The organism is Streptomyces nymphaeiformis (assembly GCF_014203895.1).
Lineage (GTDB): Bacteria > Actinomycetota > Actinomycetes > Streptomycetales > Streptomycetaceae > Streptomyces > Streptomyces nymphaeiformis.
The window spans coordinates 30,084-57,009 of the sequence record NZ_JACHJY010000005.1; the positions used below are offsets into that span (position 1 = coordinate 30,084).

Below are 26,926 nucleotides of genomic sequence, written 5' to 3' on the forward strand. Positions count from 1 at the left end.
GAACACGTCATGAGCACCGAGGCCCCCGCACGCCCCCTCCTGTCGGCGCGCGGACTGCACGTCACCTTCCCGGGGCGGCGGGGCGCGCCGCCCGCGCGCGCGGTGGACGGCGTGGACCTGGACATCGGTGCCGGCGAGATCGTGGCCCTCGTCGGCGAGTCCGGCTGCGGCAAGACGACGCTGGCCCGCTCGCTGCTCGGCCTGGTCCGGCCCACGGCGGGGGCGGTGTCCTTCGACGGCCGGCCGCTCGCGTACTCCTCCGGGGCGCTCAGGGCCTACCGGAAGCGGGCGCAGCTGGTCCTCCAGGACCCGAGCGGCTCGCTGAACCCCCGGCACACCGTGTACGACGCGGTGGCGGAGGGGCTGCGGATCCACGGGTACGCGGGGGACGAGCGGACGGCGGTCGCCGAGGCCCTGTCCCGGGCCGGGCTCCGCCCTCCCGAGCGCTTCTTCCTGCGCTACCCGCACGAGCTGTCCGGCGGGCAGCGGCAGCGCGTGGTCATCGCGGGCGCGCTGGTCCTGGAACCCGAACTGATCGTCGCCGACGAGCCGGTGGCGTCCCTGGACGCGTCCGTACGGGGCGAGATCCTGGCGCTGCTGCTCCGCCTCCGCGACGAACTGGGCCTGTCCGCGCTCGTGGTGACGCACGACCTGGGGCTCGCGTGGAACATCGCGGACCGGGTGGCGGTGATGTACCTGGGCCGGGTCGTGGAGACGGGCCCGGTGGAGTCGGTCCTGACGAATCCTCAGCATCCGTACACTCGGGCGCTGTTGTCGGTGCTCCCGGAGTCGGAGGGCGCTCCGGTGGTCCTGACGGGCGAACCCCCGGACCCGTCCCGCATCCCCTCCGGCTGCCGCTTCCACGCCCGCTGCCAACTCCTCGCCTCGGGCGAGGCGACGACGATCGCGGACCGCTGCCGGGGCGAGGACCTGCCGGTCCTGGGCGGCGCCGGGGAGTCGGTGGCGTGCCACTGGGTGACGCGGGGCTGAGCCGCGCCCCCGTTGTGGGCGGCGTTTCCGCGCCCCGTTGTGGGCATGCGTTCCGCCGGGCGGAACGCGGAGGCGCGGCGGAGGCGGGGACGCGGTCACGCCGTTCACCGCGCTGCACCCGAACCGGGCCTCCTCGGACGAAGCCTCGCCACCGCAGTCCTTGATCACGTTGCCACCCCGCGTCTGTGGGAGATTGGTCCGCAGACACGGGGCAGCGGCACGGCACGTGAGAGGCGAGCAGTCATGGAACCCGGACGGCACATCGTGTTCGTCGTGTTCGACGGCATCAAGATGCTCGACGTGGTCGGCCCGGCGGAGGTGTTCGCCGAGGCCAATCTGTTCGGCGCCGACTACGTGCTCGGCTACGCCTCGCCGTCCGGGGAGCCGGTCGTCACCTCTGTGGGCCTGCGCCTTCCCGTCGGCGGGACGGTGGCCGATGTGGCCGAGGCGGACACGGTCGTCGTCTCAGGCGGCGACGTCCTGGTCACTCGGGCCGTCCCCGCCGATCTGACCGAAGCGATCCGCATGCTCCGGCCCCGTGCCCGGCGGCTGGTGTCGATCTGCACCGGATCGTTCGCCCTTGCCGCCGCCGGGGTCCTGGACGGACGGCGGGCCACCACCCACTGGCGGCACGCCCGGCTGCTCTCCCGCGCCTACCCCGATGTCCGGGTGCAGCCCGACGCCCTGTTCGTCGAGGACGACGGCATCGTCACCTCGGCGGGCGTCTCCGCCGGCATCGACCTGGCCCTGGCCCTGGTGGAACAGGACCACGGCGCCGACCTGGCTCGGAACGTCGCCCGCAGCCTCGTGGTCTTCATGCAGCGCCCCGGCGGGCAGTCCCAGTTCTCGGCGCCGTTGGAGGTACGTCCGCCCCGCACACCGGCCCTGCGCTCCGTGGTCGACCTCGTCGCGGCGCAGCCCGGGCTCCCGCACACCGTCGGCTCACTGGCCGCCCTGATCGGCGTCAGCCCGCGCCACCTGGCGCGGATGTTCACCGCCGAGCTGGACATCACTCCGGCGCGGTTCGTCGAGCAGGTCCGTCTCGACCATGCGAAAGCGCTGCTCGACTCGGGCAGCGGGGTGGCCGAGGCGGCGCGGGCCGCCGGATTCGGGAGCTCGGAGACGATGCGCCGCACCTTCGTGGCCCGCCTGGGCGTCTCGCCGAGCGGCTACCTGGCCCGGTTCGCCACCGCCCGGCGCGACGGCGGCGAGGACGACACGGCGGCCCACGCCCGCTGACCCCTCGTCCGGACGCGACCACGGTCCGCGTCCGGACGAGGTCCGGATCTGTGGGATGCCCGGCAGTTCGGGCGGTGGGCCGGACGGTGATCCGGAGGAACTCTGGAAGCAGTCCACTCCACACCCGACCAAGGAGGACCCATGGCGGAGAACATCGCGGGAATCGTCATTCCCGACACCCCGCTGGTCCGCGAGGCCACCAGCCTCGTCCTCGACGCCGCCGACGAGACGCTCTTCCACCACTCGCGTCGGGTCTACCTCTGGGGATCGCTGAAAGCAGCCGCGCGCGGACTCGATGCCGACCCCGAGCTCGCCTACGTCGGCGGTCTCTTCCACGACCTCGGCCTCACCCCGGCCTACGCCACCAAGGACCGGCGCTTCGAGCTCGACGGCGCCGAGGTCGCCCGCACCTTCCTGCTCGACCACGGCCGCACCGAGCAGGAGGCCCGCGATGTCTGGCTGGCCATCGCGCTGCACACGACACCCGAGATCCCGCTCCAGCTGGCACCGGAGGTCGCCGTGGTGACCCTCGGCGTCGAGACCGACGTCCTCGGTCTCGACCTCACCGAGATCACCGAACAGCAGCGGGCCGAGGTCGTCGCCGCGCACCCGCGCCCCGACTTCAAGAACCGCATCCTGAGGGCCTTCTACGAGGGCATGGCCGAGCGTCCCGACACCACCTTCGGAACCATGAACGACGACGTGCTGGCCCACTTCGACCCGTCGTTCAGCCGGAAGGACTTCGTCGAGGTCATCCGGAACAACCCCTGGCCGGAGTGAGGCCGCGACGGCGGCGTCACGCTGCGCCGGATCATGTGCCGCCCCGCCTCCCGGCGGTCGGGCTCCCGCCCTGCGGGACGCCTGCCCACACCGGCAGTGGGCATCCGGCGCCCGTCAGGCGCGGTCGTACTCCTCCGTCAGCTCCCGGCACCGCTTCACGTCGCCCGCCATCGCCTGCAGCAGATCGTCCAGCGTGTCGAACTTCAGCATCCCCCGCACGTACGCCAGGAAGTCCACCGTCACGTGCAGCCCGTACAGGTCGAGCCCCTCGCGGTCGATCGCGTACGCCTCGACGGTCCGCTCCGTGCCGTCGAACTGCGGGTTCGTGCCGACCGAGATCGCCGCCGGCATCCGCTCCCCCGCGGCCGTCAGCCAGCCCGCGTACACGCCGTCCGCCGGGATCGCCGTGTGCGGCAGGGTCTCGACGTTGGCCGTCGGGAAGCCGAGCTCGCGGCCGCGCTGCGCGCCGCGGACGACGATGCCCTCGACCCGGTGCGGCCGGCCGAGGATCTCGGCCGCGCCGGCCATGTCGCCCTCGGCGACCAGGCGGCGGGTGAGGGTGGAGGAGAAGGGCTGTCCGCCGCCGGCGGCCCCGCTGACGTACAGGTCGATGACCTCGACCTCGTAGTCGTACGTGGCGCCCAGCTCGGTCAGGAACGCGACGTTGCCCGCGGCCCGGTGCCCGAAGCGGAAGTTGGGGCCCTCGATGACGGCCTTCGCGTGCAGCTTGTCGACGAGCACCTTGACGATGAAGTCGGCCGGGGACAGCTGGGAGAACTCGGCGGTGAACGGCAGCACGAGCACCGCGTCCACCCCCAGCTCCTCGATCAGCTCGGCGCGCCGGTGGTGCGGGGCGAGCAGCGGCGGGTGGCTGCCGGGGCGCACGACCTCGGAGGGGTGCGGGTCGAAGGTGACGACGACGGAGGGGACGCCCAGCTCACGGGCGCGCTCCACGGCACGCCCGATGATCAGCTGGTGTCCGCGGTGCACCCCGTCGTAGGAGCCGATGGTGACGACGCTGCGTCCCCAGTCCTGGGGGATGTCCTCCAAGCCACGCCAGCGCTGCACTGTGACCGCTCCTCGTCCGCCTGTTCGCCCTGTTCGCCTTACGCAGGTCTAAGACTGCCATGTCCACGGCCGTCGGTACGCATCGGCATGGCAGTGCCGGGACTCCGCAGCGCCCGGAGGGTCTCCGGGCCGAGCAGCGGGGCCCAGTCGGCGGGGGCGGCGACGGTCCAGGCGCCGAGGAGCGCGGCGAAGGCGGGCCGCTCGCGGACGGCTCCGGCGAGGGCCCGGTCGAGCCACCAGGCGCCCTCGGGGGTACGGACGCACAGCGCGCCGACCCGGTGGGTCAGCTCCCGGGTGCGCGGGACGGTGCGCAGCTCCGCGCCCTCCGCGGCGGCCTGCAGGAGGGCCTCCAGGACGGTGAGCTGTCCGGCCTCGGCCTCGTACCGCTCGTGCTCCAGGAGTACGTCGAGCAGTTCGGCCCGCAGGTGGCGGGAGGCGCCGGTGCCGGGAGCGGCGAGGACGGGGGCGAGGGCGCGCCTGAGCGGGGCGGGGCGGCCCCGGATGAGGCCTGTGACCAGCGGGAAGAGGATCGCCCTTGCGGCGGGGCCGTCCTCGAAGCGGCGGTCGACGAAGGCGGCGACCAGCGGGGCGCCCTCGGGGTGGCGGGCGGCGTAGTCGCGGACGAGGGCGGCGATCCGGCGGGCGAGGGCGGGCGTGTCGACCTCCGCGAGGGCCCGCAGGGCGGCGGCCGGGGCCTCGCCGGTGCCGATCAGCCGGGCCCGGAAGGCCGTGAGGACCTCCTCGGGGTGGGTCGGGAGGGCCTCGGTCAGGGCGGCGGCGGGCACCCGGAGCTCGGCCACGGCACGGGGCAGGTGGCGGGAGCGGGTGTGCGGGTCGCGGACGAGGAGTCCGAGGGCGGGACCGTGGAGGGTCTGGTCGCCGGGGCGGGCGAGCAGGGCGAGGGCGGCGTAGCGGAGGAGCTCTCGGTCGGCGGAGGTGGCGGCGTGTCCGGCGGCCAGGTGTCCGTACGCGGCGGCCGCGACGCGCCGCTCCGGGCGCCCGTCGTCGTGGGCCCAGCGGTCGACGGCCCGGCAGAGCGCGGAGGGCTCGTCCTCGGCGAGCGCGGCGAGGAGGCCGTCGGCGAGGGGGTGGGCGGTGGCGACGAGCGCCTCGCAGAGGTCGTCGACGGCGAGCCGGCGGTGGGTGTGCAGGAGGGCTTGGGCGGCGCGGGCGACGTCGGGCCGGGGGTCGCCGAACCAGCGGCACAGGAGCGGCTGGACGCCCCGGGGATCGGCGGCCAGCTTCGCGGCGACGGCGTCGAGGCTCCGGCCCCCGAGCCGCCTCAGCAGATCGATCCGCTCGTCCTCTCCGACGGGCAGCGCCAGCCAGAAGTCCGTCCCGAAGGAGACGAAGACGGGATGGTGCTCCGGGTGGGCCCCGACCTGATCCGCGAGCAGCCGCAGGACGGGCAGGTACGGCCGCGGATCCGGCACGCGCCGCACGCTCTCCCCGAGCAACCGCGCGGCCCACCAGGCCCCGTCCCCGCCCTGCCCCTCCCGGGCGAACCGCCCGAGCGCCTCGACGAGCCCGGTCAGCCGAGGCGCGAGCCCTGCGACCCCCCGCTCCCGGTGGAGCAGCAGCAGCGCCTGCGACACGGGCCCGATCCGGTGCCGGGGCACGGGCAGCCGCCCACCGGCGGCCTGCTCTCCGGCGCCCGGACCGGCCCCGCCTGGCCGGTCGGCCGCGCCGGACGCCCAGGACACACCGGCCCCCGCGGCCCCGCCGACCGCGCCGGTGGCACCCGGACCGCCAGGGACACCCGGCCCGCCGGGCACACCGGGCTCGGCCGAGCCCGCGGCCCCGCCGGGCGCGCCGGTGGCGTCGCCCGGACCTGCAGGGGCGCCGGCCCCGGTGGGCGCCTCGGGTGCCGCGTGCCTGCCCCTGCTCCGCCTCGCGGGACCGCCGGGCGAGCGGGGCGGCTCCGTGGGCCCGGCTCCGTGGACCAGGGCGTGCAGGGCCGTGTCCAGGTCCAGGTGGGCGGCCTGGACCCAGTCGGCGAGTTCCTCGTGGGCGAAGCGGTAGCCGGAGCCCGCCGGGACGAGGAGGCCCTCGGTGAGGACGGCCGAGGCCCAGCCCTCCCGCCAGGGGAACAGCTCCTCGAAGGAGGCCCGGTCGAGGACGCCGTGCCCGGGGCCGAGGCAGCGGCGGGCCGCCTCGTGCAGCCGGCCGGTCACGCGCGCGGCGAGCCGGCGGACGGCGGTCCCCCGGGGCAGGGGGCGCGAGCCCGCGGCGATCCTGACGGCGGTCCGCAGGCACATCAGGTCCAGGTAGGCCGTGAAGATCTCCTCGCGCCCGGGCCGTCCCGGCACCTCCCCCGGCAGCGCCGCCCGCACCTCGGCGAGCAGCCGCAGGGCCAGCGGGTGCCGGGCGTCCGCCGGGGCGAGGTCCGTCTCCCCGATCCCGTAGCCCTCGCGTACGGCACGGGCCTCCGCCTCGGAGTACGGCCCGAGGACGACTGCGGCGGGCACGGCGTCGCCGGTGCCGGTCACGGCCCGGCCCGGGTCTCCCGCCGGCCGGTGCAGCGCCCCCGGGCCGTACAGCGCGCCGGCCTGTTCCCAGTGCTCCGGGCGGCAGGCCGTGACGAGCCGGGCCCCGTGGGCGCGGAGCCAGCGCTCCGTGGCCGTCGTCCAGTCGGCGAGGCGGTGGGTGAGGAGCGGGGGCATCTCCTCGGGGCCGTCGAGGACGACGAGGAGCGGGCGGCCCGCGTCGCGGGCGAGGGCGGCGGCCCGCTCCGGGGTGGCGGTCGTGGTGTCGCCGAGCGCCCCGGACGCGGCGACGATCCGCCCGGCCTGGTGGAGGGCGCGGCCGACGGCGTCGGCGAGCGAGCGGTCCTCGGCGCGCAGGTCGGCGCCGCGCAGCCGGACGGTGGGGGCGGGTGCGGCGCCCCGGGTGCGCCGGGCGCAGAGCGCGGCGAGGGCGGTGGTGCGGCCGGTGCCGGGGGCGCCGACGAGGGCGAGGACGGGGGCGTCGCCGGCCGTGAAGCGGGCGAACTCACGGACGCAGTCGGGCCGTTCGACCGGCTCGGGCCAGGGGTCGGGCTCGCGTACGGGCCCGGTGGAGGTGGCGGTGAGTTCCAGGATCGCGGCGAGGTTGAGGTCGGGTCCGTAGGCGGGGACGGTGGCCGCGTTGCGCCGCAGCAGGGCGGTGAGCGGGTCGGCGGGCCGTGGCGGCACAACGGCCGGCCCCTCGTGGTGCGGCCCGGCGGGACGGACCGGCACGGCGTACCCGGCGGCCCGGCGGTCGCCGCGCAGGGCGGTGCCGAGGACGGCGAGGACGGTGCCGGTGACGGTGTCGAGGACGGGCCCGCCGGCGGCCTGGCCGCCGCGGCGGAGCACTTCGGCGCCCTCGGTGCCGATGGCGAGTTCGAGGGCGTCGGCGAGGGCGTGGAAGCGGTCGGCGGCGGTGTACGTGACGGAGGCGGGGCCGAGGACGCGGGCCTCGCGCCAGCCCTGGGCGGCGATCCGTACGTATGTGCCGGGCTCGATCTCGGGCCGGGTCGCGAGCGGCAGCGGGCGGCCGCCGAGCCCTTCGGTGCGGACGAGCGCGAGGCCGCTCTCGGGCAGTGGGGTGACGGCCTCGGCCTCGGCGAGGCAGCTGCGGTCGCCGGGGGCGTGCAGGACGACACGGCTGAGCCCGTCGACGGCTTCGTGGCTGGTGACGACCGTTCCGTGGTGGTCGGCGAGGAAACCGGTGCCGCGTGGCCGGCCCGCCAGATCGCAGATCCGCACCAGCGTCGCCAGGTCCCCGCGTCCCATGGTGTCGACGGTAGGCGGCCGGTGATCACCCGGAGGCGCCCGCGGGGAAACGCGCCCCCCGACACTCCCCCGTTCACTCCGAGCGCCTCCCCGATGGGGTGAATTTCGGCGGCTCGGCAGGACAGGATCGGTCCGGGGGAAACCGAGGGGGGAAAGACGTGGGGGCGGGCACGCGTGCGTGCCCGCCCCCACGACGAAGCCCTACGACAGGGCCCTCGGCTCAGCCGAAGACCGCCAGGCTCTTCGCCTTGCCGCGCTGGTCCTCGACCAGCGCGAGCAGCTTCCCCTCGGGTCCGAAGACCGCGACGGGCCCCTTGGGGTACTCCGGCATCTCCAGGCGGACGCCGTTGAGCAGCAGCTTGGCGCGCTTCTCGTCGACGTCCCAGCGCGGGAACGCCGCCGCGGCCGCGTCGGCGACCGGCATGACCGTGAGGTCCTCCTGGAGCTGGTCCAGGGTGCGGGCGCTGTCCAGCTTGTACGGGCCGACCCGGGTGCGCCGCAGCGCGGTCAGGTGGCCGCCGACGCCGAGCCCGGCGCCGAGGTCACGGGCGAGCGCCCGGATGTACGTACCGGAGGAGCACACCACCGAGACGACCAGGTCGACGACGGGCGTGCCGTCCTCGGCCGTGGCCTCGCGGACGTCGTACATCCGGAAGGAGGAGACGGTGACCGGGCGGGCCGGGATCTCGAACTCCTCGCCGCCGCGCACGCGCGCGTACGACCGCTTGCCGTCGATCTTGATCGCGGAGACCTTCGACGGCACCTGCATGATGGCGCCGGTCAGCTCGGCGACGCCCGCGTCGATCTGCTCGCGGGTGACCTTCGAAGCGTCGGCCGACGCCGTGATCTCGCCCTCGGCGTCGTCGGTGATCGTCGTCTGTCCCAGGCGGATGGTGCCCAGGTACTCCTTCTCGGTCAGCGCGAGGTGACCGAGGAGCTTGGTCGCCCGCTCCACGCCGAGGACGAGGACGCCCGTGGCCATGGGGTCGAGCGTGCCGGCGTGGCCGACGCGGCGGGTCTTGGCGATCCCCCGCATCTTGGCCACGACGTCGTGCGAAGTGAAGCCCGACGGCTTGTCGACGATGACAAGCCCGTCGGGCGTCTTTCCCGAGGTGCTCATTCGGCGGCTTCGTCCTCGCCCGGCTTCTTGTAGGGGTCGGCGTCGCCCGCGAAGGTGGCGCCCGAGGACGCCTCCCGCACCTGGGCGTCCGAGGCCCGCGCCTTGTCGAGGAGGTCCTCGATGGTGCGGGCGTTCTCCGGGAGGGCGTCGGCCACGAAGGCCAGGGTGGGGGTGAACTTGGTCCCCGCCGCCCGGCCCACGGCCGAACGGAGGATGCCCTTGGCGCTCTCCAGACCGGCCGCGGCGCTCGCACGGTCCTCGTCGTCGCCGTAGACCGTGTAGAAGACCGTGGCCTCCCGCAGGTCGCCGGTGACGCGGGTGTCCGTGATGGTCACGTGCGTGCCCAGGCGGGGGTCCTTGATGCCGCGCTGCAGCTTCTCGGCGACCACCTCCCGGATGAGGTCCGCCAGCTTCTTCGCCCGCGCGTTGTCGGCCACTGGTCCTTCTCCTTCTTTGCCTTGCTCAAATCAGTCTTCATCAGTGTGGAGCCTTCGGCGCACCGAAAGGAGTTCCACCTCCGGCCGTGCGGCGACGAGCCGCTCACAGCGGTCGAGCACGTCCGATACGAACCCCGCGTCCCCGGACACCAGCGCGACGCCGAGACGGGCTCTGCGATGGAGGTCCTGGTCGCCCACCTCTGCCGCGCTCACGGAGAACTTGCGCTGGAGCTCGGCGACGATGGGCCGGACGACGGAGCGTTTCTCCTTCAGCGAGTGGACGTCGCCGAGGAGCAGGTCGAAGGACAGAGTCCCCACGTACATGCGGTGCCGGATGTCCCGCCGGTTCGGGTTCGGTGGCCTGCCACGCCGTCGCTTGGCAGGGACACCAGAACCGTACACGCAACGGCCGGGGCCGATCGACGGAAATACTTCCGCCGACCGGCCCCGGACGCAGCCCTACGCGTTACGCGCGCGGCTTCTCGCGCATCTCGTACGTCGCGATGACGTCGTCGATCTTGATGTCGTTGAAGTTTCCGAGGTTGATACCACCCTCGAAGCCCTCGCGGATCTCGGTGACGTCGTCCTTGAAGCGGCGCAGACCCTCGATGTTGAGGTTCTCCGCGATGACCTTGCCGTCGCGGAGGAGGCGCGCCTTGGTGTTGCGCTTGACCTCGCCCGAGCGGATGAGGACACCGGCGATGTTGCCCAGCTTGGACGAGCGGAAGACCTCGCGGATCTCCGCCGTACCGAGCTCGACCTCTTCGTACTCCGGCTTGAGGAGGCCCTTGAGCGCCGCCTCGATCTCCTCGATCGCCTGGTAGATGACCGAGTAGTACCGGACGTCGACGCCCTCGCGCTCCGCCATCTGCGCGGCACGGCCGGCCGCACGGACGTTGTAGCCGATGACGATGGCGTCGGAGCCCATGGCCAGGTCGATGTCCGACTCGGTGACCGCACCCACACCGCGGTGCAGGACGCGGATGTCGACCTCTTCGCCGACGTCGAGCTGGAGCAGCGAGGACTCGAGGGCCTCGACCGCACCGGACGCGTCGCCCTTGATGATGAGGTTGAGTTCCTGGACGAGACCGGCCTTGAGCACCTTGTCGAGGTCCTCGAGGGACACCCGGCGGACGCGCTTGGCGAAGGCGGCGTTGCGCTCACGCGCAGCGCGCTTCTCGGCGATCTGACGGGCCGTACGGTCCTCGTCGACGACCAGGAAGTTGTCGCCGGCACCCGGGACGTTGGTGAGACCCAGGACGAGGACGGGAGTCGACGGGGTCGCCTCCTCGACGTTGTTGCCCTTGTCGTCGAGCATCGCCCGGACGCGGCCGTACGCGTCGCCGACGACCATCGTGTCGCCGATGCGCAGCGTTCCGCGCTGGACGAGGACGGTCGAGACGGCACCACGACCACGGTCGAGGTGGGACTCGATCGCAATACCCTGCGCGTCCTGGTTCGGGTTGGCCCGGAGGTCGAGCGAGGCGTCGGCGGTGAGGACGACGGCCTCCAGCAGGGAGTCGATGTGCAGACCCTGCTTGGCGGAGATGTCGACGAACATCGTGTCGCCGCCGTACTCCTCGGCCACCAGACCGAACTCGGTCAGCTGACCGCGGACCTTGACCGGGTCGGCACCCTCGACGTCGATCTTGTTGACCGCGACGACGATCGGGACGCCGGCGGCCTTGGCGTGGTTGAGCGCCTCGATCGTCTGCGGCATGACGCCGTCGTTGGCCGCGACCACGAGGATCGCGATGTCGGTCGACTTCGCACCACGGGCACGCATGGCGGTGAACGCCTCGTGACCCGGGGTGTCGATGAAGGTGATGCGACGCTCTTCGCCGTTGACCTCGGTACCGACCTGGTAGGCACCGATGTGCTGGGTGATGCCACCGGCCTCGCCCGCGACCACGTTGGTCTTGCGGATCGCGTCGAGGAGTCGGGTCTTACCGTGGTCGACGTGACCCATGACGGTCACGACCGGCGGACGGGAGACCAGGGCCTCTTCGCCGCCCTCGTCCTCGCCGAACTCGATGTCGAAGGACTCGAGCAGCTCGCGGTCCTCCTCCTCCGGGCTGACGATCTGAACGACGTAGTTCATCTCTTCGGCCAGCATGACCAGCGTGTCGTCGGAGACCGACTGCGTGGCCGTGACCATCTCACCGAGGTTCATCATCACCGCGACGAGCGACGCCGGGTTGGCGCCGATCTTCTCGGCGAAGTCGGTGAGGGAGGCACCGCGCGACAGGCGAATGGTGTCGCCGTTGCCGCGAGGCAGCATCACGCCGCCCACGGACGGGGCCTGCATGGCCTCGTACTCCTGGCGCCTCTGACGCTTCGACTTGCGACCACGACGCGCGGGACCGCCGGGACGACCGAAGGCGCCCTGCGTGCCACCACGGCCACCCGGACCGCCGGGACGGCCACCGAAGCCGCCGGGACGACCGCCGAAGCCGCCGCCACCGCCGCCGGGACCACCCGGACGACCGCCGCCGCCACCGGGACCACCGGGACGGCCGGCGAAGCCGCCGCCGCCACCGCCGGGACCGGCCGGACGACCGGCGAAGCCGGGACGACCGCCGCCACCGCCGGGACCACCCGGACGACCGCCGGGGCCACCGGGGCCACGACCGCCGGGGCCGGGACGCGGGCCGGCAGCGGGACGCTGCGGCATCATGCCCGGGTTCGGACGGTTACCGCCGGGCGCGCCGCCCGGACGGGGAGCCTGCGGACGAGGCATGCCACCGGGAGTGGGACGGGCACCGCCCTGACCCTGCGGACGCGGGGCGCCACCGGGGCCACCCTGCGGACGCGGGGCGCCCGGAACGGCACCGGGGCCGCCGGGACGGGGAGCGCCGCCACCCGGACGGGGCGCCTGCGGGCGCGCCATTCCGGTGGAGCCACCCGAGGTGAAGGGGTTGTTGCCCGGACGGGGACCGGCCGGACGGGCACCGCCCGGACGGGGGGCCTGCTGGCCGCCGGGGCGCGGAGCACCCTGGCCCTGCGGGCGGGGGGCACCCTGACCCGGGCGGGCGGGACGCTCGCCGGTGGGACGGGGACCCGGGGTGGCGCCACCGGAACGCGGACCGGCGGCGGGAGCCGACGGGGGCGCGGTGAACTCCGGGGCGGCCGGAGCCGGCGTGACCGGCTTGGGCGCGGGCTTCGGACCCGGGCGGGGGCCCGAGGCGGCCGGAGCCGGAGAGGGGGTGCTGCTCGCGGGCGCGGCCGGAGTGACCGGAGCCGGCGCCGCAGGCGCGGCGGGGGCCGGCTTGGGGGCCGGGGCGCCGGGCTTCGGGGCAGCGGGACGTGCCGCGGCGGCCGGAGACGGCGCCGCGGGGGAAGGCGCAGCCTTGCGGGGCGCGCCGGGCTTGGCAGCGGTCTTGCCGGCGTTGCCGCCGGGACCCTGCAAAGCGTCAGTCAACTTGCGCACGACCGGCGCCTCGATCGTCGAGGACGCCGAACGGACGAATTCACCGAGTTCTTGGAGCTTGGCCATGACGACCTTGCTCTCCACACCGAACTCCTTGGCGAGTTCGTATACCCGGACCTTAGCCACTTCGCTCCTTTTAGGTCCGGTTACCGCCGGACCGTCGCTACTTCATGGGCGTACTCATCGCGTACTCATCGAGTGCTCATCGCAATCTCGACCTACTTCCAACTCGCGAGGTACCTGACCGCACGGTGTTCCGTGCCGTACATCTTGTTCACTGCGGTGCCGACTGCTCGACGTGGTGGCGGAGCGCCTCGGTGTCGAGCGGTCCCTGGACCTTGAAGGCCCTCGGGAAAGCCCGACGGCGTACCGCCAGGTCGAGACAGACCACGGCGGGGTGCAGGTACGCACCCCGGCCGGGCAGCGTACCGCGATGATCAGGAACACACTCGTCCTTGTTCATCACGATCCGCAGCAGATCGCTCTTGGCCGCTCGCTCCCGGCATCCCACACAGGTTCGCTCAGGGCACGCGCAGGCATGCGTCCGGCCAGACACGGTTAAGTCTACCTCCCCGTACCGACCCCACCCGTTTGGGGCAAGAATCGAACAGTTGTTGGCCAAAAACGGTCTCAGTCCCGCTGCTCGGCCGGCTCCGTGTCCGGACGGATGTCGATCCGCCAGCCGGTGAGGCGCGCGGCGAGGCGGGCGTTCTGGCCCTCCTTGCCGATCGCCAGCGACAGCTGGTAGTCCGGCACCGTCACACGGGCGGAACGGGCGGCGAGGTCGACGATCTCGACCTTGGAGACCCGCGCCGGGGACAGCGCGTTCGCCACCATCTCGGCCGGGTCGTCCGACCAGTCGACGATGTCGATCTTCTCGCCGAGCAGCTCCGCCATCACGTTGCGGACGCGGCTGCCCATCGGGCCGATGCAGGCGCCCTTGGGGTTCAGGCCCGAACGGGTGGAACGGACGGCGATCTTGGTGCGGTGACCGGCCTCACGGGCGATGGCCGCGATCTCGACCGAACCGTCGGCGATCTCCGGCACCTCCAGGGCGAAGAGCTTCTTCACCAGGTTGGGGTGCGTGCGCGAGAGGGTGACGGACGGACCGCGGACGCCCTTCGCCACCCGGACGACGTACGTGCGCAGCCGCAGACCGTGCGTGTACTCCTCGCCCGGCACCTGCTCCTGCACCGGAAGGATGGCCTCCAGCTTGTCGTCCAGCTTGACGAGGACGTTCTTCGGGTCCTTGCCCTGCTGCACCACACCGGCGACGACGTCGCCCTCGCGGCGCGCGTACTCGCCGAAGGTCACGTCGTTCTCGGCGTCCCGCAGCCGCTGCTGGATGACCTGGCGGGCGGTGCTCGCCGCGATCCGGCCGAAGTCCGACGGGGTGTCGTCGAAGTCCTTGGGCTCCTGGCCCTCCTCCAGGTCGGAGGGGTCCTCCTTCGCCCACACCGTCACGTGGCCGGTGGCCCGGTTCAGCTCCACGCGCGCGTGGCGGCGGGCGTCGGGGGTGCGGTGGTACGCGATGAGGAGGGCCGACTCGATCGCCTCGACCAGCATCTCGAAGGAGATGTCCTTCTCCTGTGCCAAGCCCTTCAGGAGCTTCACGTCGATGTCCACGGCTACGCCTCCTCTTCCTTCTTGTCCTTGCGGTTGAACTCGATCTCGACACGCGCCTTGGCGATGTCGGCGAAAGCGACCCGGCGGGCGGTGGGCTTGCGCCCCTTCACGCCCGGCACCTCCATGTCGAGGCCGTCCTCGTCCACGGCGAGAATGCGCGCGACCAGGTCCCCGCCCTCGACCAGCTGAAGCTTGGCCAGGCGGCCGGTGGCGCGCACGTAGTGGCGGCGCTCGGTGAGGGGGCGCTCGGCGCCGGGGGAGCTGACTTCGAGAACGTACTCGCCGTCGCCCATCGCGTCGGTCTCGTCGAGCTTCTCGGAGATCTCGCGGCTCAGCTCGGCGCAGACGTCCAGCTCCACGCCCTCGTCCGAGTCGACGACGATCCGCAGCAGTCCGCGGCGGCCGGCCCGGGACACCTCGATCTCTTCCAGATCCAGGTCCTTCGCGGCGACGAGCGGCTCCACGAGTCCGCGCAGCCTGTCGCTCTGGGTGGTGCTCATCCGGGTGACTCCTCGGCCGCGTGTGCTGTTGTGGGTTCGTCGCGTGTCAGCACAAAGGGTATCCGGTCCGGGAGGGTGTTGCCGTCCATCGCCCCGAGGCCCGCGGGTACGCTCGCCTGCGGTGATCTCGACGATCTTCGACGACGGACGGCAGCCGAGGGAGAAGGCGTGACGACGACGGGCAGGCGTGCGGTCCTGGTGGCGGGCGCCGCGGCGGGGGCGGCCGCCCTCGCGGGCTGCACCTCCGCGCCCGGCGGGCAGCCCCGGCGGCCGAGCGCCGCCGAACGGGAGGCCGAACGGGTGGCGCGCGCCGAGGCGGCCCTGCGGCTGCGCTCGGTGACAGTGGCGCGGAGCCTGCTGGAACGTTACGACGCGACGCTCGCCGCCCACCCGACCCTGACCCCCCGGCTGACGCCGCTGCGGGGCGCGGTGGCGGCACACGCGAAGGCGCTCGGGGAGGGCGGGACCGCGTCCCCCGCGCCCGGGAGGACGCCGGGCACGGGCGTCTCGGCCGCCGAGCCCGCGGGCCCCGCCACCCCTGCCGCATCCGCCTCCGCATCCGGCTCCGCGAATCCCGTCGCCTCCCCCGGGGCCGTACGGGTGGCGGCCGACCCCCGGGCCGCCCTCAGGGAGCTCGCCGCCGCCGAGCGGTCCGCCGCCGACGGGCACGCGGCCGCGCTGCTCACCGCCCCGCCCGAGTACGCCCGGCTGCTCGCCTCCGTCGCGGCGGCGGGCGCCGCGCACGCCTATCTGCTGACCGAAGGAGCCCGGGCATGAGCGCCCTCGACGCGACCCAGGCCGCGCTGGCCGCCGAGCACGCCGCGGTGTACGGGTACGGGGTCGTCGGCGGTCGGATCGGCACCGAGCGGCGGGCCGAGGCCACCGCCGCGTACGAGGCGCACCGGGCCAGGCGGGACGGGCTGCGCCGGACGATACGGGACCTCGGCGGGACGCCGGTGGCGGCGGAGGCCGCGTACGAGCTGCCGTTCGCCGTCGCGGACCGGGCCGGCGCGGTGCGGCTCGCGGCGGTCCTGGAGGACCGGGTGGCCGGGGTCTACTCCGACCTCGTCCGCGCCACCGAGGGCCGCGCGCGCGGCGAGGCGGCCGCCGCGCTCCGGGAGGCGGCGGTACGCGCCGTCCGCTGGCGCGGCACCGACGTAACCTTTCCTGGGCTCGCCGAGCGGGTGTAGTCCCGTCCCGACCGAAGGAACAACGTACGCATGGGTTTCGAACCGCCGCAGCGACTGGCCAGGACGCTCGGTGAGACGTACGGGGACGCCGCGGCGGCCGAGTGGCTCGGGAAGCTGCCCGAGCTCGTCGGCACGGTGCTCGACCGCGCGTCGCTGGACGCCGAACGGGTGATGGCCCCCGGCGGACGGAGCAGCCTGGTCGTGCTCGTCCGGCGCTCCGACGGCTCCCCCGCCGCGCTCAAGATCGCACCGCCGTTCACCCGCCCCGACCTGGAGCGGGACGCTCTGGCGCACTGGAACGGCTGGGGCGCGGTCCAGCTCCTCGACGAGGCCGGGGAGGGCGCGCTCGTCCTCGAACGGCTGCACCCCGAGGTCTCGCTGCGCTCCCTGCCGGAGGCGAAGTCGCTCCTGGAGGCGGCGGGCACCGTACGGAAGCTGTGGGTCGAACCCCCGGAGGGGCACGGTTTCGAGACGGCGGCGGAGCGGACGGCCCGGCAGGCGCGGGCGATGGAGCCGTACCGCGAGGACGCGGCGACCGCGGAGCTGACGGCGGCGGCGCTCGCCGCCCGCGAGGAGCTGGTGGCGGCCGACACGGAGACGGTGCTGCTGCACGGGAACTTCCGACAGGGCAAGGTGCTCGCCGGCGACCGGACCCCGTGGCTGGCCGTGGGCCCCGAGCCGCTGGTCGGCGAGCGGGCGTACGACCTCGCGCGGCTCGTACGGGACCGGGTCGAGGACCTGGTGGCCGCGTCCTCCGGCGCCTCGGCGGCCCGGCGGCGGGTCAACAAGCTGGCGGACTCCCTGGACCTGGACCGGGAGCGGCTGCGCGGCTGGACGCTGTTCCGCGCGGTCGAGTCGGGGACGCGGGCGCTGACGGCGGGGCGGCGGCAGGACGCGGAGCTGCTTCTGGAGTTCGCGAGCTGGCTGTAAGGGAATACCCTTTTTGTACGGTTCGGCTCGATCCAGGGGGCCGTGATGATCCAAGAGCTGCTGATGGCGGCGGCCGGCGCGGCCGCGGCGGCCGCGGTGTACGCGGGCGCGGCGGCGCGGGTGGTCAAGCAGTACGAGCGCGGTGTCGTCTTCCGCTTCGGGCGGCTGCGCGACGACATCCGCTCCCCCGGCTTCACGATGATCGTCCCGGTCGTCGACCGCCTGCACAAGGTGAACATGCAGATCGTCACGATGCCCGTGCCCGCGCAGGAGGGCATCACCCGGGACAACGTGACGGTACGGGTCGACGCGGTCGTCTACTTCAAGGTGGTCGACGCGGCGGACGCGCTGGTGCGGGTCGAGGACTACAAGTTCGCGGTCTCGCAGATGGCGCAGACCTCGCTGCGGTCGATCATCGGCAAGAGCGACCTCGACGACCTGCTGTCCAACCGCGAGAAGCTCAACCAGGGCCTTGAACTGATGCTCGACAGCCCGGCGATGGGCTGGGGCGTCGCGATCGACCGGGTCGAGATCAAGGACGTGTCGCTGCCGGAGACGATGAAGCGCTCCATGGCCCGGCAGGCCGAGGCGGACCGGGAGCGGCGGGCGCGCGTGATCAACGCGGACGCGGAGCTCCAGGCCTCGAAGAAGCTCGCGGAGGCGGCGGGGGTCATGTCGGACCAGCCGGCGGCGCTGCAGCTCCGGCTGCTGCAGACGGTGATGGCGGTGTCCGCGGAGAAGAACTCGACGCTGGTCCTGCCGATTCCGGTGGAACTGCTGCGGTTCCTGGAGCGGGCGACGCCGGGGGCCCCGGAGACGGAGCCGGTGGCGGCACCGGAGCCGGCACCGCCGCTGAGCGAGGCGTACCTGAAGGGCCGCGCGGCGGCGGCCGACGCGATCGAGGACCTGACGGGCTCCTCGGTGGACCCGGTCCCTCGGGACGCCGACACCGCGTGAGCCCATGCCCGCCCCGTTGTGGGCATGCGTTCCGCTGGGGCGAGGGGGGGGTCCCCCTGCTCGAGCGAAGCCGAGAGCTTGGGGGAGGGTGGGCGCAACGGGACGGCGCCCTTGCCGGCGTCAGAGGCTCCCGCGCCCTGACCCGCACCACGAGTGACGGCGCCCTGGTGGTGCGGGTCCAGGCTCGGAACGCGGAGGCGCCGCTAGGGGCGCCGTCCCGTGTGCCCACCCGTCCCGCCCTGCGGGACGATTGCCCACACGGGGGTGGGCACCGCCCCGCCGGGCGCGGGCCCACACGGGCGCGGGGCCCGGTGAAGGGCCCCGTGCCTTCGGGTTACGCCGTGAGGCGGGCCAGGGCCTCCGCGACCGTCAGTTCCTCGCGGTCGCCCGTGCGGCGGTCCTTCAGTTCCACGACGCCCTCGCCGGCCCGGCGGCCCGCGACGAGGATCTTCGGGACGCCCATGAGCTCCGCGTCGGTGAACTTGACGCCCGGGGAGACGCCCGCGCGGTCGTCGACGAGGACGCGCAGGCCGGCCGCGGAGAGCTTCTCCGAGACCTCGAGGGCCAGCTCCGTCTGGAGCGCCTTGCCCGCCGCCACGACGTGGACGTCGGCCGGGGCGACCTCGGCGGGCCAGCACAGGCCCTTCTCGTCGGCGGTCTGCTCGGCGAGCGCCGCGACCGCGCGGGAGACGCCGATGCCGTACGAGCCCATGGTCACGCGGACCGGCTTGCCGTTCTGGCCGAGGACGTCGAGCTTGAGGGCGTCGGCGTACTTGCGGCCGAGCTGGAAGATGTGGCCGATCTCGATGGCGCGGTCCAGCTTGAGGCCGGTGCCGCACTTGGGGCACGGGTCGCCCTCCTGGACGACGACGACGTCGACGTACTCCTCGACCTCGAAGTCACGGCCCGCGACGACGTTCTTCGCGTGCATGCCGTCCTTGTTGGCACCGGTGATCCAGGAGGTGCCGGGGGCGACGCGCGGGTCGGCGAGGTACTTCACCTTGCCGAGGCCCTGCGGGCCGACGTAGCCGCGGACCAGGTCGGGGCGCTCGGCGAAGTCGTTCTCGGTGACCATCTCGACGGTCGCCGGGGCGAAGTGGTCCTCGACCTTGCCCATGTCGACCTCGCGGTCGCCGGGCACGCCGACGGCGACGATCTCGCCGTCGACCTTCACCAGGAGGTTCTTGAGGGTGGCGGAGGCCGGGACGCCGAGCGAGGCGGCGAGGGTCTCGATGGTGGGGGTGTCCGGGGTGGGGATCTCCTCGGCGGCCGGGACGGCGGAGCCGTCGACGGGCTGCAGCTCGTAGGAGACGGCCTCGGTGTTCGCCGCGAAGTCGCAGTTCGGGCAGTCGGCGAAGGTGTCCTCGCCGGCCTCGGCGGGGGCGAGGAACTCCTCGGACTTCGAGCCGCCCATCGCGCCGGCCGTGGCGGCGACGATGCGGTAGTCGAGGCCGAGGCGCTCGAAGACGCGCTGGTAGGCCTGGCGGTGCAGGGCGTAGGACTGGGCGAGGCCCTCGTCCTCGGTGTCGAAGGAGTACGAGTCCTTCATGAGGAACTCGCGGCCGCGGAGGATGCCGGCGCGGGGGCGGGCCTCGTCGCGGAACTTGTTCTGGATCTGGTAGAGGATCACCGGCAGGTCCTTGTAGGACGAGCACTGGTCCTTGACCAGGAGGGTGAAGATCTCCTCGTGGGTCGGGCCGAGGAGGTAGTCGCCGCCCTTGCGGTCCTGGAGGCGGAAGAGCTCGGCGCCGTACTCGTCCCAGCGGCCGGTGGCCTCGTAGGGCTCGCGGGGCAGCAGCGCGGGCAGGGTGACCTCCTGCGCGCCGATGGCGTCCATCTCCTCGCGGACGATCCGCTCGACGTTGTTGAGGACCTTCTTGCCCAGCGGCAGCCAGCTCCAGATGCCGGCGGCGGTGCGGCGGACGTAGCCGGCGCGGACGAGGAGCTTGTGGCTGAGGACCTCGGCGTCCGCCGGGTCGTCGCGCAGCGTCTTCGCCATCAACTGGGACATGCGCTGGACCGGTGCGTTGGCCATGGTTCTCGTACTCCTGAAGGGACGGACGGTGATGGCCCCGAGGTTAGCCGGGCCGCCCCTGGCAGGAGAAATCAGTTCCGGCGCTTGAGCGGCAGCGGGGCGCCCATGACGGCGTACGGGCGGGGGGCGCTCGGGAAGTGGACCTGCCGGGCGAGGTCGACGTAGCCGAGGGCCCGGTAGAGGCCGCGGGCGGGGCTCTCGGTGTCGATCGCGGAGAGGATCGAGCGCGGCTCGGCGGCGCCGTCGGTGAGGGTGGTGATCAGCTCGCGCCCGACGCCGCGGCCCTGGAAGGCGGGGTGGACGTGGAGCTCGGTGATGACGAAGGAGTCGTCGAGCCAGTCGGCGGTGCCGGTGGCCCGCAGGTACGTCTCGACGACGGTGGACCACCAGTGGGTGCGGTCGTTGGGCATCCCGTACACGAAGCCGACGAGCCGCCCGTCGGGGGTCGTGGCCCCATAGGCGCGGGCGCCGGGGCTGAGGAGGTGGCGCAGCACGATGTGGCGGCGTACGGCGACCTCGCCGGCGTCCAGGCCGAAGGCGACCGCCTGCACGGCGAGGGCCTCGTCCACCCGGGCGGCGAGATTGACCGGACCGATCACGACCTCAGCGTCATCCATGCGGCGCACCCTACAAGCGACCGCCCGCATCCGGACAGCGCGTTCAGAACAGGACGCTCATGAAGGCGCCGGTCTCGCGGAAGCCGACGCGGCGGTACGCGGCCCTCGCCGGGGTGTTGTAGTCGTTGACGTAGAGGCTGACGACGGGGGCGACGTCGGCGAGGGCGTACCGGAGGACGGCGGCCATGCCGGTCTCGGAGAGGCGCTTGCCGCGGTGCTCCGGGGCGACCCAGACGCCCTGGATCTGGCAGGCCTGGCGGGTGGCGGCGCCGATCTCGGCCTTGAAGACGACCTTGCCGTCCTCGATGCGGGCGAAGGAGCGGCCGGAGCCGACGAGTTCGGCGACGCGGGCCTGGTAGAGCAGTCCGCCGTCGTTGGCGAGCGGGGAGACGCCGACCTCCTCGGTGAACATGGCCACGCAGGCAGGCATGATCGCCTCCATCTCGTCCTTGCGGACGCGGCGGACCAGCGGATCGGGCGTGACCGTCGCGGAGGGCTCCTCGGCGACCATGAGCGGCTGGTGGGCCCTGACGTCCCTCGCGGGGCCCCAGTGCGGCTCCAGGAGCCGCCACAGCTCGCCGGTGGCCTCGGCGGGGCCGACGATCGAGGAGCAGCGGCGGCCGATCCTGCGGGCCCGGTCGGCGAAGGCGCGGACGGCCTCGGGGGTGGCGCAGATGGGGACGAGGTTGGCGCCGGAGTAGCAGAGCGAGCGCAGTCTGCCCTCGGTGTACCAGCCCCACATCTCGCCGCCGAGGCGCCAGGGGTCGAGCCCGGCGACCTGGACGCGGGCGGTCACGAAGGCGTTCTCGACGGGGGCGCTCTCCAGGACGGCGAGTGCGGCGCCGAGGTCGGCGGGTTCGAGGACCCGAGTGGTGGTCTCTGTCAGCACGAGGGGGCCTCACGGGACGGATCTGCTGGTCTCCGCACTGTACCCCCGTGTCCCTTTCTCGGACTCGGTTCGCTCGTTGGTCCCGGAGGCGGCCTCCGCGGCACGCGAGAAGCCCCTCCGCCCGGTGGGGGTGGAGGGGCTTCTCGTCGCGCGGGGTCAGCCGGCGATGGCGACCGTCGGCTCGCCGCTGGCGACGCCGTCCTTCTCCATCTGCTCGGCGATCTTGAGGGCTTCCTCGATGAGGGTCTCGACGATCTTCGACTCGGGGACGGTCTTGATGACCTCGCCCTTCACGAAGATCTGGCCCTTGCCGTTGCCGGAGGCGACGCCGAGGTCGGCCTCGCGGGCCTCGCCCGGGCCGTTGACGACGCAGCCCATGACGGCGACGCGCAGCGGGACGGTCATGCCGTCGAGGCCGGCGGTGACCTCCTCGGCGAGCTTGTAGACGTCGACCTGGGCGCGGCCGCAGGACGGGCAGGAGACGATCTCCAGGCGGCGCTGGCGCAGGTTCAGCGACTCCAGGATCTGCATGCCGACCTTGATCTCCTCGGCCGGCGGCGCGGAGAGGGAGACGCGGATGGTGTCGCCGATGCCCTGGGAGAGCAGGGCGCCGAAGGCGACGGCCGACTTGATGGTGCCCTGGAAGGCCGGGCCCGCCTCGGTGACGCCGAGGTGCAGCGGGTAGTCGCACTGGGCGGCGAGCTGGCGGTAGGCCTCGACCATGATCACCGGGTCGTTGTGCTTGACCGAGATCTTGATGTCGCGGAAGCCGTGCTCCTCGAAGAGGGACGCCTCCCAGAGGGCGGACTCGACGAGCGCCTCGGGGGTGGCCCGGCCGTACTTCTTCAGGAGGCGGGCGTCGAGCGAGCCGGCGTTGACGCCGATCCGGATCGGGGTGCCGGCGTCGGAGGCCGCCTTGGCGATCTCCTTGACCTTGTCGTCGAACTGCTTGATGTTGCCGGGGTTGACGCGGACGGCCGCGCAGCCGGCGTCGATCGCGGCGAAGACGTACTTCGGCTGGAAGTGGATGTCCGCGATGACCGGGATGGAGGACTTCCGGGCGATCGTGGCGAGCGCGTCGGCGTCGTCCTGGGTCGGGCAGGCCACGCGCACGATCTGGCAGCCGGAGGCGGTCAGCTCGGCGATCTGCTGGAGCGTGGCGCCGATGTCGGAGGTGCGGGTCGTCGTCATCGACTGGACGGAGACGGGCGCGTCACCGCCGACGGCCACGCTGCCGACCTGGATCTGGCGGCTCTTGCGCCGCTCGGCGAGCCGGGTCGGAACGGTCGGGATACCGAGAGAAATCGCGGTCATCTGAAGTGCAACCTCAAGGTTGTGCGTCGGCGGGCTCAGGGTTCCGAGGTTACCGCCCCGGGGACGGGGGGCCGGACACCACCGGGTGCGGCCCCCCTGGGAGCTACGTGATCTTCACCGGGTTGACGATGTCGGCGGCGAGCACGAGCAGGGTGAAGCAGACGAAGACGCCGGCCACCACGTATGCGGCGGGCATCAGCTTGGCCACGTCGAACGGGCCGGGGTCGGGGCGCTTGAAGATCCGGGCGACGTGACGGCGCAGGGACTCCCACAGGGCGCCCGCGATGTGTCCGCCGTCGAGCGGCAGCAGCGGGAGCATGTTGAACAGGAACAGCGAGACGTTGAACATGACCAGCAGGTTCATGAACATCACGAGGATCGTCGTCTTCGGTGCCTCGACGGTCATCAGCTCGCCGGTGATCCTGGCCGCGCCGACCACACCGACCGGCGAGTCCTCGGCGCGCTCGCCGTCGCCGAAGGTGGCGTCCCAGAGGCCGGGGATCTTGCCGGGGAGGGCGATCACCGAGTGGACGCCGTTCTCCATGAGGTCGGTCATGCGCTCGGTGGTCTCGCCGAAGCTGAGGGGCGCGACCTCGGTCTTGGAGGCGAAGCCGAGGTAGCCGGCGTCGACGTACGTCACCGGCTGGACGACCTTGCCGTCCGCGTCCTTCTTCGGAACGCTGTTGGAGACCAGCGTCGGGTGCAGGTCGATGCGCTGTCCGGCCCGCTCGACGGTGACCGTGGCGGGGCCGATCGTGTGGCGGATGCGGTCGGACAGGGTGTCCCAGTCGGACACCGGCGCGCCGTTGAACGCGACGATCTTGTCGCCGTCCTTCAGGCCGGCCTTGAACGCCGGGGAGACGGGGTCGCCCGCCTTGCACGTGTCGCGCTTCTCGCTCTGCTTGATGACGCACTTCTGGACGCCGGCGACCTGGGTCGTCTGGCCCTCGATGCCGAGCGTCATCATCGAGCCGAAGAACAGCACCGCCGCCAGGACCAGGTTCATGAACGGTCCGGCGAACATCACGATGACGCGCTTCCACGGCTTGCGCGTGTAGAACAGCCGCGTCTCGTCGCCGGGCAGGAGCTCCTCGTACGAGGCCTCGCGGGCGTCCTCGATCATCGAGCGCCACGGCGAGGTGGAGCGGGCCTCGATCTTGCCGTCCTCGCCGGGCGGGAACATGCCGATCATGCGGATGTAGCCGCCGGCCGGGATGGCCTTGATGCCGTACTCGGTCTCGCCGCGCTTCCGCGACCAGATCGTGGGGCCGAAGCCGACCATGTACTGCGGGACGCGGATGCCGAACAGCTTGGCCGTGGAGAGGTGGCCGAGCTCGTGCCACGCGATGGACACGAGGAGGCCCAGGGCGAACAGCACGATGCCCAGGGCGTACAGGAGCATTTCGGTCATGCGCGGGCCTCCGCTGTTGCCTTCGCTGCGAGCTCTCGGGCCCGGGCCCGTGCCCAGGTCTCCGCTTCGAGGACGTCCGACACCGTGAGCGAAGTTCCCTTGGTGGGCTGCCCGTGTTCGGTGACGACCGCAGTGACCGTATCCATGATTCCGTTGAACGGCAGGCGTCCGGCGAGAAACGCCTCGACGCACTCCTCGTTCGCGGCGTTGAAGACGGCGGGGGCGGTGCCGCCCAGCTCGCCGACGTGCCGGGCCAGGCCGACGGACGGGAAGGCCTCGGTGTCGAGCGGGAAGAACTCCCAGGTGGAGGCCTTGGTCCAGTCGAAGGCGGGGGCCGCGTCCGGGACCCGCTCGGGCCAGCCGATGCCGATGGCGATCGGGCCGCGCATGTCCGGCGGGGTGGCCTGGGCGAGCGTGGAGCCGTCCGTGAACTCGACCATCGAGTGGACGTACGACTGCGGATGGACGACGACCTCGATGCGGTCGAACGGGATGTCGTAGAGCAGATGGGCCTCGATGACCTCCAGGCCCTTGTTCACCAGGGTGGCGCTGTTGATCGTGATGACCGGGCCCATGGCCCAGGTCGGGTGCGCGAGCGCGTCCTCGCGGGTGACATGGGCCAGCTGCTCGCGCGTACGGCCGCGGAAGGGGCCGCCGGAGGCCGTCACGACCAGCTTGCGGACGTCGGCGCGGGTGCCGGCGGCGAGCGCCTGGAACAGGGCCGCGTGCTCGGAGTCGACCGGGATGATCTGGCCCGGCTTGGCGAGCGCCTTCACCAGGGGGCCGCCGACGATCAGCGACTCCTTGTTGGCGAGGGCGAGGGTGCGGCCGGCTTCGAGGGCGGCGAGGGTGGGCGCGAGGCCGATGGAGCCGGTGATGCCGTTGAGGACGGTGTGGCACGGGGACGCGGCGACCTGGGTGGCCGCGTCCGGGCCCGCGAGGATCTCGGGCAGGGGCTCGGAGCCGTACAGGGCCTTCAGGGCCGTACGCAGTTCCTCGACCGCGTCCTCGCGGGCGACCGCGACCGTCCGGACCTTCAGTCGGTGCGCCTGCTCGGCGAGCAGCCCGATCCGGCCGCCGGAGGCGGCGAGGGCGGTGACCCGGAACCGGTCGGGGTTGCGCAGCACCAGGTCGATGGCCTGGGTGCCGATGGACCCGGTCGAGCCGAGGACGACGATGTCCCGGCGTCCTTCGGAGACGTCGAAGGCGATGTGCGGGTCGGCAAGAGGAGAGGGGCGGTCGCTCATGCCCCCCATTCTTGCCGCAAAGACCGTGCGGTCTTCACGGGGTGCGGGTGAACGTGTCGAACACGCGGTGGAAGTCGGGGAAGGTCTTCTTCACGCAGCCGGGGTCGTCGAAGGTGATCCCGGGGGTGCGCAGGCCCGTGACCGCGAAGGACATGACGATCCGGTGGTCGCCGTGCGTGGCGATCTCGACGGGCCCGGTCGGGGTGCCGGGGTGGATCTCGATCCAGTCGGGACCGGTGTGCACGGTGATCCCGAGACGGCGCAGGTTCTCGGCGCAGGCGTCGAGCCGGTCGCACTCCTTCACCCGGGTGTTCGCGACGTCCTCGATGCGGACCGGGCCGTCGGCGAAGGGCGCGATCGCGGCGAGGGTCGGCATGGTGTCGGAGATGTCGCGCATGTTGACGGTGAGACCGCGGAGGGTGCCGGTGGAGCGGACGGTGGTGGCGGTGTCGCCGATCTCGACGTCGGCGCCCATGCGGCGCAGTACGTCGACGAAGGCCAGATCGCCCTGGAGGGCGCCGGTCCCGAGGCCGGGAACGGTGACGGAACGGCCGGGCTCGAGTGCGGCTGCCGCGAAGAAGTAGCTGGCGGTGGAGGCGTCGGGCTCGATGCCGTACGTCCGCGCGGTGTAGCCGGTGGGCGCGACCCGGTACGTACGGCCGTCCAGCCGGACCTCGGCCCCGAAGGCCCGCATCATCGCGAGCGTGATCTCGACGTACGGCTCCGAGACCAGGTCCGTGACGGTGATGTCGAGGCCCTCGGCGGTGAGCGGGCCGAGCATGAGGAGCGCGGTGAGGTACTGGGAGGACTGGCCGGCGTCGAGCGTGAGTGCCCCGCCCTTGACGCCGGCGGCGTGGACGTCGAGCGGGTGGTGACCGTCCTTCTCCCCGTGCCGGAGGTCGACCCCGAGCTCGCGCAGGGCGGTGCTGAGCGGCCCGAGGGGACGGCGGCGCATCTGCGCGGAGGCGTCGAAGCGGTACGTTCCGTGGCCGGCGGCGGCGAGGGTCGGCAGGAAGCGGGCGGTGGTGGCGCCGTCCCGGCAGTACACGTCGGCGGTCTCCACGCCCGGCCCGGCCGGCCGCCCCTCGATGTGCCAGGCGTCGGCCTCCCGGCGCACGCCGTAGCCGAGCGCACCGAGCCCCTCGGCGAACCCCTCCGTGTCGTCCGACACGAGCGGACGCAGCAGGGTGGTGACGCCCTCCGCGGCGGCGGCGAGGAACAGCGCGCGAGCGGTGACGGACTTGGAACCGGGGATGTCGATGACGGTCACGGCCCCATCCTGCCGCGCACCGGGGACGGGCCTCGGGGACGTCCGGCAGGTGGACGGGACGGGGACGGGCGCGGGGCGGCGCCCCGGGCCCGCCCCGCTGCCGTGCAGGCCCACGGGGGCG

General features: G+C 73.2%; 23 protein-coding genes. 7 read left to right on the forward strand and 16 right to left on the reverse strand.

The window, feature by feature from the left end; translation table 11 throughout:
• Nucleotides 1-9: 9 nt before the first annotated feature.
• The 3 genes from GGE06_RS17725 (at nucleotide 10) to GGE06_RS17735 (ending at nucleotide 3,009) form a co-directional block, all read left to right on the forward strand.
• Entirely contained in the window at nucleotides 10-990 is a 981-nt protein-coding gene (locus tag GGE06_RS17725; protein ID WP_116158550.1) for an oligopeptide/dipeptide ABC transporter ATP-binding protein, read from the forward strand.
• A gap of 243 nt (nucleotides 991-1,233) precedes the next feature.
• Nucleotides 1,234-2,229, forward strand: a complete 996-nt coding sequence (locus tag GGE06_RS17730; RefSeq protein ID WP_116158551.1) for a GlxA family transcriptional regulator — start codon at nucleotides 1,234-1,236, stop codon at nucleotides 2,227-2,229.
• Nucleotides 2,230-2,370: 141 nt separating this feature from the next.
• Complete coding sequence (locus GGE06_RS17735) at nucleotides 2,371-3,009, forward strand: HD domain-containing protein (RefSeq protein ID WP_116158552.1); 639 nt, start codon at nucleotides 2,371-2,373, stop codon at nucleotides 3,007-3,009.
• 114 nt (nucleotides 3,010-3,123) lie between these two features.
• Here GGE06_RS17735 and GGE06_RS17740 read toward each other — a convergent pair whose 3' ends face one another.
• From GGE06_RS17740 to rimP, 9 genes are all read right to left on the reverse strand, one after another.
• On the reverse strand, nucleotides 3,124-4,077 hold the full coding sequence (locus GGE06_RS17740) for a bifunctional riboflavin kinase/FAD synthetase (protein ID WP_116158553.1): 954 nt from the start codon (nucleotides 4,075-4,077) through the stop codon (nucleotides 3,124-3,126).
• A gap of 38 nt (nucleotides 4,078-4,115) precedes the next feature.
• Entirely contained in the window at nucleotides 4,116-7,832 is a 3,717-nt protein-coding gene (locus GGE06_RS17745; protein WP_184931256.1) for a trypsin-like peptidase domain-containing protein, read from the reverse strand.
• Nucleotides 7,833-8,052: 220 nt separating this feature from the next.
• Entirely contained in the window at nucleotides 8,053-8,952 is a 900-nt protein-coding gene (truB, locus tag GGE06_RS17750) for a tRNA pseudouridine(55) synthase TruB (RefSeq protein ID WP_184931257.1), read from the reverse strand.
• Entirely contained in the window at nucleotides 8,949-9,389 is a 441-nt protein-coding gene (gene rbfA, locus GGE06_RS17755; RefSeq protein WP_116158556.1) for a 30S ribosome-binding factor RbfA, read from the reverse strand. The genes truB and rbfA overlap by 4 nt, the downstream gene beginning before the upstream one ends.
• A gap of 30 nt (nucleotides 9,390-9,419) precedes the next feature.
• Nucleotides 9,420-9,713 carry a DUF503 domain-containing protein gene (locus GGE06_RS17760; RefSeq protein WP_116158557.1) on the reverse strand — a complete coding sequence of 98 codons (294 nt, stop codon included), beginning with the start codon at nucleotides 9,711-9,713 and terminating at the stop codon, nucleotides 9,420-9,422.
• 142 nt (nucleotides 9,714-9,855) lie between these two features.
• The gene (gene infB / locus GGE06_RS43750) at nucleotides 9,856-12,945 is read right to left on the reverse strand and encodes a translation initiation factor IF-2 (protein WP_116158558.1); all 3,090 of its coding nucleotides are present in this window, start codon (nucleotides 12,943-12,945) and stop codon (nucleotides 9,856-9,858) included.
• A 148-nt stretch (nucleotides 12,946-13,093) separates the two neighbouring features.
• A complete protein-coding gene (locus GGE06_RS17770; RefSeq protein WP_116158559.1) occupies nucleotides 13,094-13,375 on the reverse strand; it encodes a YlxR family protein in 282 nt (93 codons plus the stop codon).
• A gap of 74 nt (nucleotides 13,376-13,449) precedes the next feature.
• Nucleotides 13,450-14,445 (reverse strand): transcription termination factor NusA, encoded by a 996-nt coding sequence (gene nusA / locus GGE06_RS17775; RefSeq protein WP_116158560.1) that lies wholly within the window; start codon nucleotides 14,443-14,445, stop codon nucleotides 13,450-13,452.
• Between the two features lie 2 nt (nucleotides 14,446-14,447).
• Entirely contained in the window at nucleotides 14,448-14,945 is a 498-nt protein-coding gene (rimP, locus tag GGE06_RS17780; RefSeq protein ID WP_116158561.1) for a ribosome maturation factor RimP, read from the reverse strand.
• A 168-nt stretch (nucleotides 14,946-15,113) separates the two neighbouring features.
• Here rimP and GGE06_RS17785 point away from each other — a divergent pair, with 168 nt between their 5' ends.
• The 4 genes from GGE06_RS17785 to GGE06_RS17800 are packed head-to-tail and all read left to right on the forward strand — an operon-like array spanning nucleotide 15,114 to nucleotide 18,022.
• Entirely contained in the window at nucleotides 15,114-15,722 is a 609-nt protein-coding gene (locus GGE06_RS17785; RefSeq protein WP_184931258.1) for a hypothetical protein, read from the forward strand.
• Complete coding sequence (locus GGE06_RS17790; protein WP_184931259.1) at nucleotides 15,719-16,135, forward strand: ferritin-like domain-containing protein; 417 nt, start codon at nucleotides 15,719-15,721, stop codon at nucleotides 16,133-16,135. Before GGE06_RS17785 ends, GGE06_RS17790 begins: the two co-directional genes overlap by 4 nt.
• A 30-nt stretch (nucleotides 16,136-16,165) precedes the next feature.
• The gene (locus GGE06_RS17795; RefSeq protein WP_184931260.1) at nucleotides 16,166-17,065 is read left to right on the forward strand and encodes an aminoglycoside phosphotransferase family protein; all 900 of its coding nucleotides are present in this window, start codon (nucleotides 16,166-16,168) and stop codon (nucleotides 17,063-17,065) included.
• 45 nt (nucleotides 17,066-17,110) lie between these two features.
• Complete coding sequence (locus GGE06_RS17800; RefSeq protein WP_116158564.1) at nucleotides 17,111-18,022, forward strand: slipin family protein; 912 nt, start codon at nucleotides 17,111-17,113, stop codon at nucleotides 18,020-18,022.
• A gap of 334 nt (nucleotides 18,023-18,356) precedes the next feature.
• Here the strand turns inward: GGE06_RS17800 and GGE06_RS17805 are convergent, their stop codons facing one another.
• The 7 genes from GGE06_RS17805 to aroA all read right to left on the reverse strand — a co-directional run bounded on the left by GGE06_RS17805 (nucleotide 18,357) and on the right by aroA (nucleotide 26,805).
• Complete coding sequence (locus GGE06_RS17805) at nucleotides 18,357-20,057, reverse strand: proline--tRNA ligase (protein WP_116158565.1); 1,701 nt, start codon at nucleotides 20,055-20,057, stop codon at nucleotides 18,357-18,359.
• A 71-nt stretch (nucleotides 20,058-20,128) separates the two neighbouring features.
• The gene (locus tag GGE06_RS17810) at nucleotides 20,129-20,674 is read right to left on the reverse strand and encodes a GNAT family N-acetyltransferase (RefSeq protein WP_116158566.1); all 546 of its coding nucleotides are present in this window, start codon (nucleotides 20,672-20,674) and stop codon (nucleotides 20,129-20,131) included.
• A 43-nt stretch (nucleotides 20,675-20,717) separates the two neighbouring features.
• On the reverse strand, nucleotides 20,718-21,563 hold the full coding sequence (locus tag GGE06_RS17815) for a GNAT family N-acetyltransferase (protein ID WP_181924488.1): 846 nt from the start codon (nucleotides 21,561-21,563) through the stop codon (nucleotides 20,718-20,720).
• 156 nt (nucleotides 21,564-21,719) lie between these two features.
• Nucleotides 21,720-22,877, reverse strand: a complete 1,158-nt coding sequence (gene ispG, locus GGE06_RS17820; protein WP_116158567.1) for a flavodoxin-dependent (E)-4-hydroxy-3-methylbut-2-enyl-diphosphate synthase — start codon at nucleotides 22,875-22,877, stop codon at nucleotides 21,720-21,722.
• 103 nt (nucleotides 22,878-22,980) lie between these two features.
• Nucleotides 22,981-24,288 (reverse strand): M50 family metallopeptidase, encoded by a 1,308-nt coding sequence (locus GGE06_RS17825; protein ID WP_116158568.1) that lies wholly within the window; start codon nucleotides 24,286-24,288, stop codon nucleotides 22,981-22,983.
• Entirely contained in the window at nucleotides 24,285-25,535 is a 1,251-nt protein-coding gene (gene dxr, locus GGE06_RS17830; RefSeq protein WP_184931261.1) for a 1-deoxy-D-xylulose-5-phosphate reductoisomerase, read from the reverse strand. The genes GGE06_RS17825 and dxr overlap by 4 nt, the downstream gene beginning before the upstream one ends.
• A 34-nt stretch (nucleotides 25,536-25,569) precedes the next feature.
• On the reverse strand, nucleotides 25,570-26,805 hold the full coding sequence (aroA, locus tag GGE06_RS17835) for a 3-phosphoshikimate 1-carboxyvinyltransferase (protein WP_116158570.1): 1,236 nt from the start codon (nucleotides 26,803-26,805) through the stop codon (nucleotides 25,570-25,572).
• Nucleotides 26,806-26,926 lie beyond the last annotated feature (121 nt).

What these genes read in the sequence shown, in the direction of transcription:
- GGE06_RS17725 (WP_116158550.1), top strand. Translation starts at nt 10, where the DNA reads ATGAGCACCGAGGCCCCCGCACGCCCCCTCCTGTCGGCGCGCGGACTG.
- GGE06_RS17730 (WP_116158551.1), top strand. Translation starts at nt 1,234, where the DNA reads ATGGAACCCGGACGGCACATCGTGTTCGTCGTGTTCGACGGCATCAAG.
- GGE06_RS17735 (WP_116158552.1), top strand. Translation starts at nt 2,371, where the DNA reads ATGGCGGAGAACATCGCGGGAATCGTCATTCCCGACACCCCGCTGGTC.
- GGE06_RS17745 (WP_184931256.1), bottom strand. Translation starts at nt 7,832, where the DNA reads ATGGGACGCGGGGACCTGGCGACGCTGGTGCGGATCTGCGATCTGGCG.
- truB (WP_184931257.1), bottom strand. Translation starts at nt 8,952, where the DNA reads ATGAGCACCTCGGGAAAGACGCCCGACGGGCTTGTCATCGTCGACAAG.
- GGE06_RS17760 (WP_116158557.1), bottom strand. Translation starts at nt 9,713, where the DNA reads ATGTACGTGGGGACTCTGTCCTTCGACCTGCTCCTCGGCGACGTCCAC.
- rimP (WP_116158561.1), bottom strand. Translation starts at nt 14,945, where the DNA reads ATGAGCACCACCCAGAGCGACAGGCTGCGCGGACTCGTGGAGCCGCTC.
- GGE06_RS17790 (WP_184931259.1), top strand. Translation starts at nt 15,719, where the DNA reads ATGAGCGCCCTCGACGCGACCCAGGCCGCGCTGGCCGCCGAGCACGCC.
- GGE06_RS17795 (WP_184931260.1), top strand. Translation starts at nt 16,166, where the DNA reads ATGGGTTTCGAACCGCCGCAGCGACTGGCCAGGACGCTCGGTGAGACG.
- GGE06_RS17800 (WP_116158564.1), top strand. Translation starts at nt 17,111, where the DNA reads ATGATCCAAGAGCTGCTGATGGCGGCGGCCGGCGCGGCCGCGGCGGCC.
- GGE06_RS17805 (WP_116158565.1), bottom strand. Translation starts at nt 20,057, where the DNA reads ATGGCCAACGCACCGGTCCAGCGCATGTCCCAGTTGATGGCGAAGACG.
- GGE06_RS17810 (WP_116158566.1), bottom strand. Translation starts at nt 20,674, where the DNA reads ATGGATGACGCTGAGGTCGTGATCGGTCCGGTCAATCTCGCCGCCCGG.
- ispG (WP_116158567.1), bottom strand. Translation starts at nt 22,877, where the DNA reads ATGACCGCGATTTCTCTCGGTATCCCGACCGTTCCGACCCGGCTCGCC.
- GGE06_RS17825 (WP_116158568.1), bottom strand. Translation starts at nt 24,288, where the DNA reads ATGACCGAAATGCTCCTGTACGCCCTGGGCATCGTGCTGTTCGCCCTG.
- dxr (WP_184931261.1), bottom strand. Translation starts at nt 25,535, where the DNA reads ATGAGCGACCGCCCCTCTCCTCTTGCCGACCCGCACATCGCCTTCGAC.